Annotated in this window: 8 protein-coding genes; 1 reads left to right on the plus strand and 7 read right to left on the minus strand. The window is 31.7% G+C overall.

The genetic code is table 11. The features are described from left to right. Positions 1-228 precede the first annotated feature (228 nt). Entirely contained in the window at positions 229-558 is a 330-nt protein-coding gene (locus AAC053_RS13280) for a hypothetical protein (RefSeq protein WP_339757575.1), read from the minus strand. A gap of 252 nt (positions 559-810) precedes the next feature. Here AAC053_RS13280 and ssb point away from each other — a divergent pair, with 252 nt between their 5' ends. Then, positions 811-1143 carry a single-stranded DNA-binding protein gene (ssb, locus tag AAC053_RS13285; RefSeq protein ID WP_339757577.1) on the plus strand — a complete coding sequence of 111 codons (333 nt, stop codon included), beginning with the start codon at positions 811-813 and terminating at the stop codon, positions 1141-1143. Between the two features lie 74 nt (positions 1144-1217). On the opposite strand, the gene AAC053_RS13290 is transcribed toward ssb, so the two are convergent. The 6 genes from AAC053_RS13290 to AAC053_RS13315 all read right to left on the minus strand — a co-directional run bounded on the left by AAC053_RS13290 (position 1218) and on the right by AAC053_RS13315 (position 6072). Beyond that, positions 1218-2534: a T9SS type A sorting domain-containing protein gene (locus AAC053_RS13290; RefSeq protein ID WP_339757580.1), complete on the minus strand. Its 1317-nt coding sequence runs from the start codon at positions 2532-2534 to the stop codon at positions 1218-1220. A gap of 147 nt (positions 2535-2681) precedes the next feature. Next, a complete protein-coding gene (locus AAC053_RS13295) occupies positions 2682-3071 on the minus strand; it encodes a cupredoxin domain-containing protein (RefSeq protein ID WP_339757583.1) in 390 nt (129 codons plus the stop codon). A 25-nt stretch (positions 3072-3096) separates the two neighbouring features. Further along, on the minus strand, positions 3097-3450 hold the full coding sequence (locus AAC053_RS13300) for a hypothetical protein (protein WP_033959754.1): 354 nt from the start codon (positions 3448-3450) through the stop codon (positions 3097-3099). Between the two features lie 25 nt (positions 3451-3475). Then, positions 3476-4024, minus strand: coding sequence for a carboxymuconolactone decarboxylase family protein (locus tag AAC053_RS13305; protein WP_033959755.1), 549 nt, complete (start codon positions 4022-4024; stop codon positions 3476-3478). 390 nt (positions 4025-4414) lie between these two features. After that, positions 4415-5257 carry a helix-turn-helix domain-containing protein gene (locus AAC053_RS13310; protein WP_339757589.1) on the minus strand — a complete coding sequence of 281 codons (843 nt, stop codon included), beginning with the start codon at positions 5255-5257 and terminating at the stop codon, positions 4415-4417. A 290-nt stretch (positions 5258-5547) separates the two neighbouring features. After that, the gene (locus AAC053_RS13315; RefSeq protein WP_339757590.1) at positions 5548-6072 is read right to left on the minus strand and encodes a ferritin; all 525 of its coding nucleotides are present in this window, start codon (positions 6070-6072) and stop codon (positions 5548-5550) included. Positions 6073-6146 lie beyond the last annotated feature (74 nt).

A 6146-nucleotide genomic window follows, 5' to 3' on the forward strand; every position in this document is an offset into this window, starting at 1 on the left:
ATTTTCCAAATAAGCACTTGCCATAGCAATTAATTATACACGGTGTTGCCATTTCGTTGTTTTTTCTTTCAGTTTAAATTCCGTTTTCCGCTTTTCAGAGTTTGAGTGAGTTCGGTCTGCATTTCATTCCGCAAACTTTTTCAATTCCGATTGAGTGATAAATTCCGAAACTTGCTAAATTCTACACAAAGATTGGTTTTATAAACCTATTCAAAGTAAGTTTTCAATTTAATAATCAATTATCAAATTCGGAAAAGGACTTATGCTCATTATTATTAATAGTAATGATATTGTGATTAATAAAATTCTTAATTTTTTTTGATTTAGTGGTTTGCTTTTATAACCAAAGTATAAACTAATCGCTCCAAATCCGATAGCAATTAATTTAAACCAAATTGTATCATATTTTCCTCTTCTTGCAAAAGGTGATAAAATTCCATCTTTAAACTGTTCTAAAAAATCGATATAATTTAAGTAGTCAATTGTGAAAAAATATAGCCATCCAAAAATTAAAATTATCATTGAATAAGTTAAATATTTTCCTTTTTCTATTTTCATTATTTTTTCAAGTTCAGAGTGCGTTCCGCAATGAATGCCAACACGCTTATATACCCATATTTAGTTATCTCATAAAAATACAATAAAAGTCAATGGAAATAAGACTTTATCCATTTACAAACGACAACAAGTATTTACAAACGAATTTAAACAGGTAACAACCGAATAAAAATTGGTAGTTACTTCATCTTTGCAGTGTTGAATCAATGAAGGGTTCAATAGTATTAACTGTTTAACGTAAAATATAAAGACATGAACACATTAAGAAACAAAGTACAGTTGATTGGTAACTTAGGAAAAGATCCAGAAATCATCAATTTAGAGTCAGGTAAATCCTTGGCTAAATTTGCAATCGCTACTAACGAAAGTTATAAAAATGCGCAAGGGGAAAAAGTAACGGATACACAATGGCACAATATTGTAGCTTGGGGAAAAACAGCTCAGATTGTAGAAAAATATGTGAGCAAAGGGAAAGAGGTGGCGATAGAAGGAAAGCTAACAACACGTTCTTGGGAAGATAAAGATGGCATAAAGCGGTATATTACAGAAGTGGTTTGTAGTGAGCTTTTAATGTTAGGGAAATAGACTAAACAACTGAGATAATAAAAGAGCAACCTAAACTAGGTTGCTCTCTCTATTTTATATAACAACACGGAGTATTAATTTTTAATTACTTTTTTAGTAATACTAGCACCACTACGTTTATTTGTAATCCTTACAAAGTAAAGTGTATCGTCTAAATTATCTAAATTAGAAATAGTCATTGCCCCATTTGAAGTAGCTTTCGTTTCGCTTAATACAACACGCCCATTAATATCGAACAGGTTTATTTTGTAATCGTCGTTTAGACCATTAGATAATTTAATTGTAATTGATGATGTAAACGGGTTAGGACTTATTTTTAAAGTATTAAATGTAAAATCTTTCACCGCAAGTGAGCCACCACAAATAGACCAACCCATATCTTCCATAAAACCAAGAGTGACCAATCCAGGATCGTGAATTGCTTCTCCAGGTGCAATAAATGGAGTCATTAAAGAATTTGCATTGCCAGGAGGATATGTTGCTTCGTCCCAATGGCTATAACTAGAACCCTGACTATATATTGTGGGTGCGTATGTAGAAGGTTTTACACCACCATTCTGAGCTGTAGTTATTGGGCCATTACTAAACAAATCATTACCTGTTATTTCTCCAAGTAAAGCAACGGATGGATCTTCAAAACTTTTAATATCTACAGGTGTACCATTTTCAATAAAATTATCCCAAACATTAACAAAAAAACCATTTCTTAAAACGCCCATTGTAGGATTATCTGGGTTATCTGTTCTACCAAAACCCAAAATCCCTAAACCATGACCTAGCTCATGCAAGACTACAGATACAAAATCTATCTGACCACCAGGAGGATTGGCATCTAGGCCAAAATAAAAATTTGCTGTACTACTAAATGTAGCACTAATATCTACAGACGTTGATGATGGACCATCAGGGAACTCTGCTCCCGTTAGTTTTTCTGCCAATGCAATTGGATATGCTGTATTGGGAGGAGCTCCTAGAATAAATACAGATTTAAAATCGGTAGGTCCAGCTCCGCCTAAAACACCTGCGGCAAGAGGGCCAAATTCAGCAGAAATTCTAATAGGTATAGGAGACTCAATAACATTAGACCAAATATCTACAGCAAATTGAAATGCTGATTGTGCCTCTGATGTAAAACCAGAATAGCTGACAATAAAAGTAGAGCACGCCGTGCCTCTACTTTCCATTTTTCGCTTAATATAGTCAGGTACTGGGACCGATGACATACGTGTTTGAGATTCAGGATAATACCTGCAAATATCCCAATCTACATTTATACTAGTGTCATTTGCGCCTTCAGTTTGTGCAAATAAAGACAATGAAAACACTAGAAATATTCCAAAGAATAGTAAGCTTTTGCTTCTAAAATTTATGAGAGCGTAATTTTTTTTCATATTAAAGTAGTGTTAGGTTATAAATGTAAATTTAAAAGAATTGGTCTATAAATTGGTAAGAACTTACAGTTTAATGTGGAAAATCGCGACTTAATGCTCTAAGTTGCGATTTTCTCGTTTTATTATAACTATTTTATTTTCAAATAATTACTCTACTATTAAAGTATATTGAGGTGTTGGATTCATGGGACAGAAATACACATATTCTCCTTTTGTTAATGTTGTAACCTTAGAAGTCTCTTTAGTATTATTCTCTACCACCTTGGTGACATAAGCTGTTTTAATATGATTTTCAGGTTTAGAAGCATCTTTTCCTTTTGGCACTAAAACAAAACCAACTTTATGGCCAACATTGTTATTAGCAATTTCAAAAATATATTTACCTTCTTTTAAGGTCAACTTTTTTTGAGTAAACTCTCCTTTGGTTTGTTCTAAAGAAACTACAGTTGCTTTAGTTTCAGTCTTCATTTTGTCTTGCGCATTACCAGTTAATGTAAAGGTTAATGCGATTACGAATATTGAAATCATTTTTCTCATAATAATATATGTTTATTTAGTTTAATTAAGCGTGGTAATAGCGCTCGTTAATAATTTTGCCATCTTTCCACTGGGTTCTATTTACTTGTTCAAATTTGTGATGTTGACCATCGTTTGTTTTAAATTCCATGGTAGCTTCATAGTAAGATATATCACCAGAAACCGAAATGTTTTTAATATCATACCCAATAAATTCTGTTACTGTAGCCAGCAGTTCTTTTTCTGCAATGATTGCTGTTTCTTTACCTACTTTAGGCGTATTGTTTGCTTCTTGAAGTACTACATTATCATCTAAGTACTTGTCCATTGCTTCTAAAAACTGTCCGTTTCCTAATAAAGTTTTTAAATCTGAAAGTGCATTCTCGATCGTGTTATTCATTTTTGTTTATTTTATGGATTAATAATTATATTGTTTCTAATTCTAATGGTTGTGCTACAGGAAAATCTATAGCAACATCTGTAGTGTTGTTTATGTAATTGGAAATTGTTTTGTCGCCTACTAAAGAAATGACGTCAATTAAATTCCCTTTTGTATATCCTGCATTAAAGAAATTTTCTAATACTACTTCATCAGTTTTCCCTCTATTTTCAGTAATGTTTTTCGATAGTTTTGCTAGCGTATCTAACTTCGTGTTTACAGAAGAAAATCCAGCTCTAAACTCTAAGATTTGTTCATCAGTAAATCCATTCATTTTCCCTATTGCTGTATGAGCAGATAAGCAGTAATTACAATCATTTACCTGACTTACGGCTAAGTTTATAACTTCTTTTTCTTTAGCAGAAAGAGATGTTTTTGCATTGGCAAATGTTAAGTAATTCTCAAGTGCTGTATCACTATATGCGTATGTAGCATATAAGTTTGGTACAAAACCTAATGCTTTGTTTAGGTTGTCAAAAATTGTTTGGTTATTGGTGCTTACGTCTTCTCTTGTTGGTACATTAAATGTGTTCATAATTTTAAATTTTATACCGAATTCTGTTCAGTGTTTTGTTATTATTTATTTTGCTTTTTTTGTTGATACAAAGATGAGTCAGGAATAATGCTTATTAAATGAATATTCTTCCTTTGTGCTTGTCAATTTCGCCCTTTAAGTTTAATTTGGATTCACATATGGTTTTTCTGCATCACAATAGTAATCGTGAAGGTGCCTCTGCTCACAGTGTGTTTTAGTTACCAGAGCCTTTATGCTTCGTTTGCGACTTTTTCTGAATATTTCTATTAAATTGAATAGTGATTTGTTTGGTGTTGTCATCGTATGATTGTTTTAATATTACAATGCAAAGATGCGATAGGAGATGTAGTTAAAGAATGAAGAATTCGCCCAATAACTTGTCGATTCTTCCTAACTTGAAGTTTTCAATTGCTTTTTAAAGTCTGAAGGTGACTGTGAAGTGTGTTTTTTAAAAAGTCTACTCAAATGTGAGGCGTCATCGAAACCCACTTCATAAGCAATCTCTTTAGCTGATTTGTTCGAATATATTAAAAGACGTTTGGCTTCTAAAACGATGCGCTCATGAATAATTTGTAACGGACTATGGTTTAGTTTGGCGAAATTATTAGATAAGGTTTTTGGGGATTTAAACAGTTTTTCAGCATAAAACGAAACACTATGTTCGGTTTTGAAATGTTGTTCTACTAAAAAATTAAAAGATCTTAATAAATCTATTTTTGAACTTTTAGCTGTTTCAACAATGCCTTCTTTTGCCTTAAGTAAACGTGTGCTTTTAATAATAAAACGAGCCATAAGCATACGTAACATTTCTGCTTGAATATTATCTTTAGTTTCTAGCTCATCAATAAAAACTTCATGTAGTATTTTAAATTTGTGTTGTTCAATTTTATCTAAGTGTATAACAGGTATATTGGTATTACCAAAAAATAGGATACCAACACAACTAACTTCCTGGTCATGATCTTTAATGCAATAGAATTCTCTATTAAATTGATAAACAAAAACATCCTTACCATGTACATATTGTAAATACTGAATCGGTGTTAGTGCTAAAATACAATGTGGCTGAAGGGTAAAAGGAATACTATCTATATGAATCTCAATAGCTTTAGAATTTGCCCAAATGAATGTGTATAATTCGGTTTGTTTGGCATTGTTAAAGGATTGTAAATCATCTTCATTGCCAATACTAAAAATGGCATTAGTAGAAAACTCTTTGAAGGTGTAAATCATATCCACTAAGTCTATTTAGTAGAATAAACATTACAATAAAATGAGAAACTATTTAGGCAACCTTTTTAAGAAGATCTAAACAAGGACATTTTTTACAGCGTTTACACTCTGCTTTTTTATATTTCTTGCAGCACTTAGGTTTTACTTTGTCTAAAGCGTGAAAACCAGAAGTTTCAAAAACTTTAATACGTTCTTTTTTTAGTTTTTTGTTTTTCTTCTTGCCCATTGAAAATTTAAATCAGCGACGCAAAAATAGTTATTTTTATTTATTCTAAATAAAATTTAACATTTTAGACTCCAGTATTTGGTCCCTGAGCTGCAGAATTCACGGTAAGTTGTTGAATGTCTCTATCGAACAAGTATAGGCCACCTTTGTCATCACCAATCATGTTTACCTTATCGAGTATTGTTCTTGCTGTTGCTTCTTCTTCAATTTGTTCAGCAACGTACCACTGTAAGAAATTATGGGTTGCATAATCTTTTTCTTGAAGAGAAATATGAACCAATTCATTAATGCTTTTAGAGACAAATATTTCGTGAGCTAAGAGTTTTTTAAACATATCTTTAAAAGAATTAAAAGTAACATTTGGTGCATTTAATTCAGAAATATGAGCATGTCCACCACGTTCATTTACAAACTTTACAAGTTTTAACATGTGTTCGCGCTCTTCATCAGATTGGTCATACATAAAACAAGCAATGCCTTCTAAACCTTTTACTTCTGCCCAAACAGCCATTGCTAAATAGGCTTGAGAAGATTCAGCTTCAATTCGTATTTGTGTGTTTAATGCAGATTCAATTGTTTTAGATAACATAGCTTATTATTTTACGTAAAGATAAGTAGTTCAAAATTAAAGACAACAGATACTTCATTAGATAATTTAGTTTA

Origin of the sequence: uncultured Winogradskyella sp. (genome assembly GCF_963975125.1) — a bacterium.
Taxonomy (GTDB): Bacteria; Bacteroidota; Bacteroidia; order Flavobacteriales; family Flavobacteriaceae; genus Winogradskyella.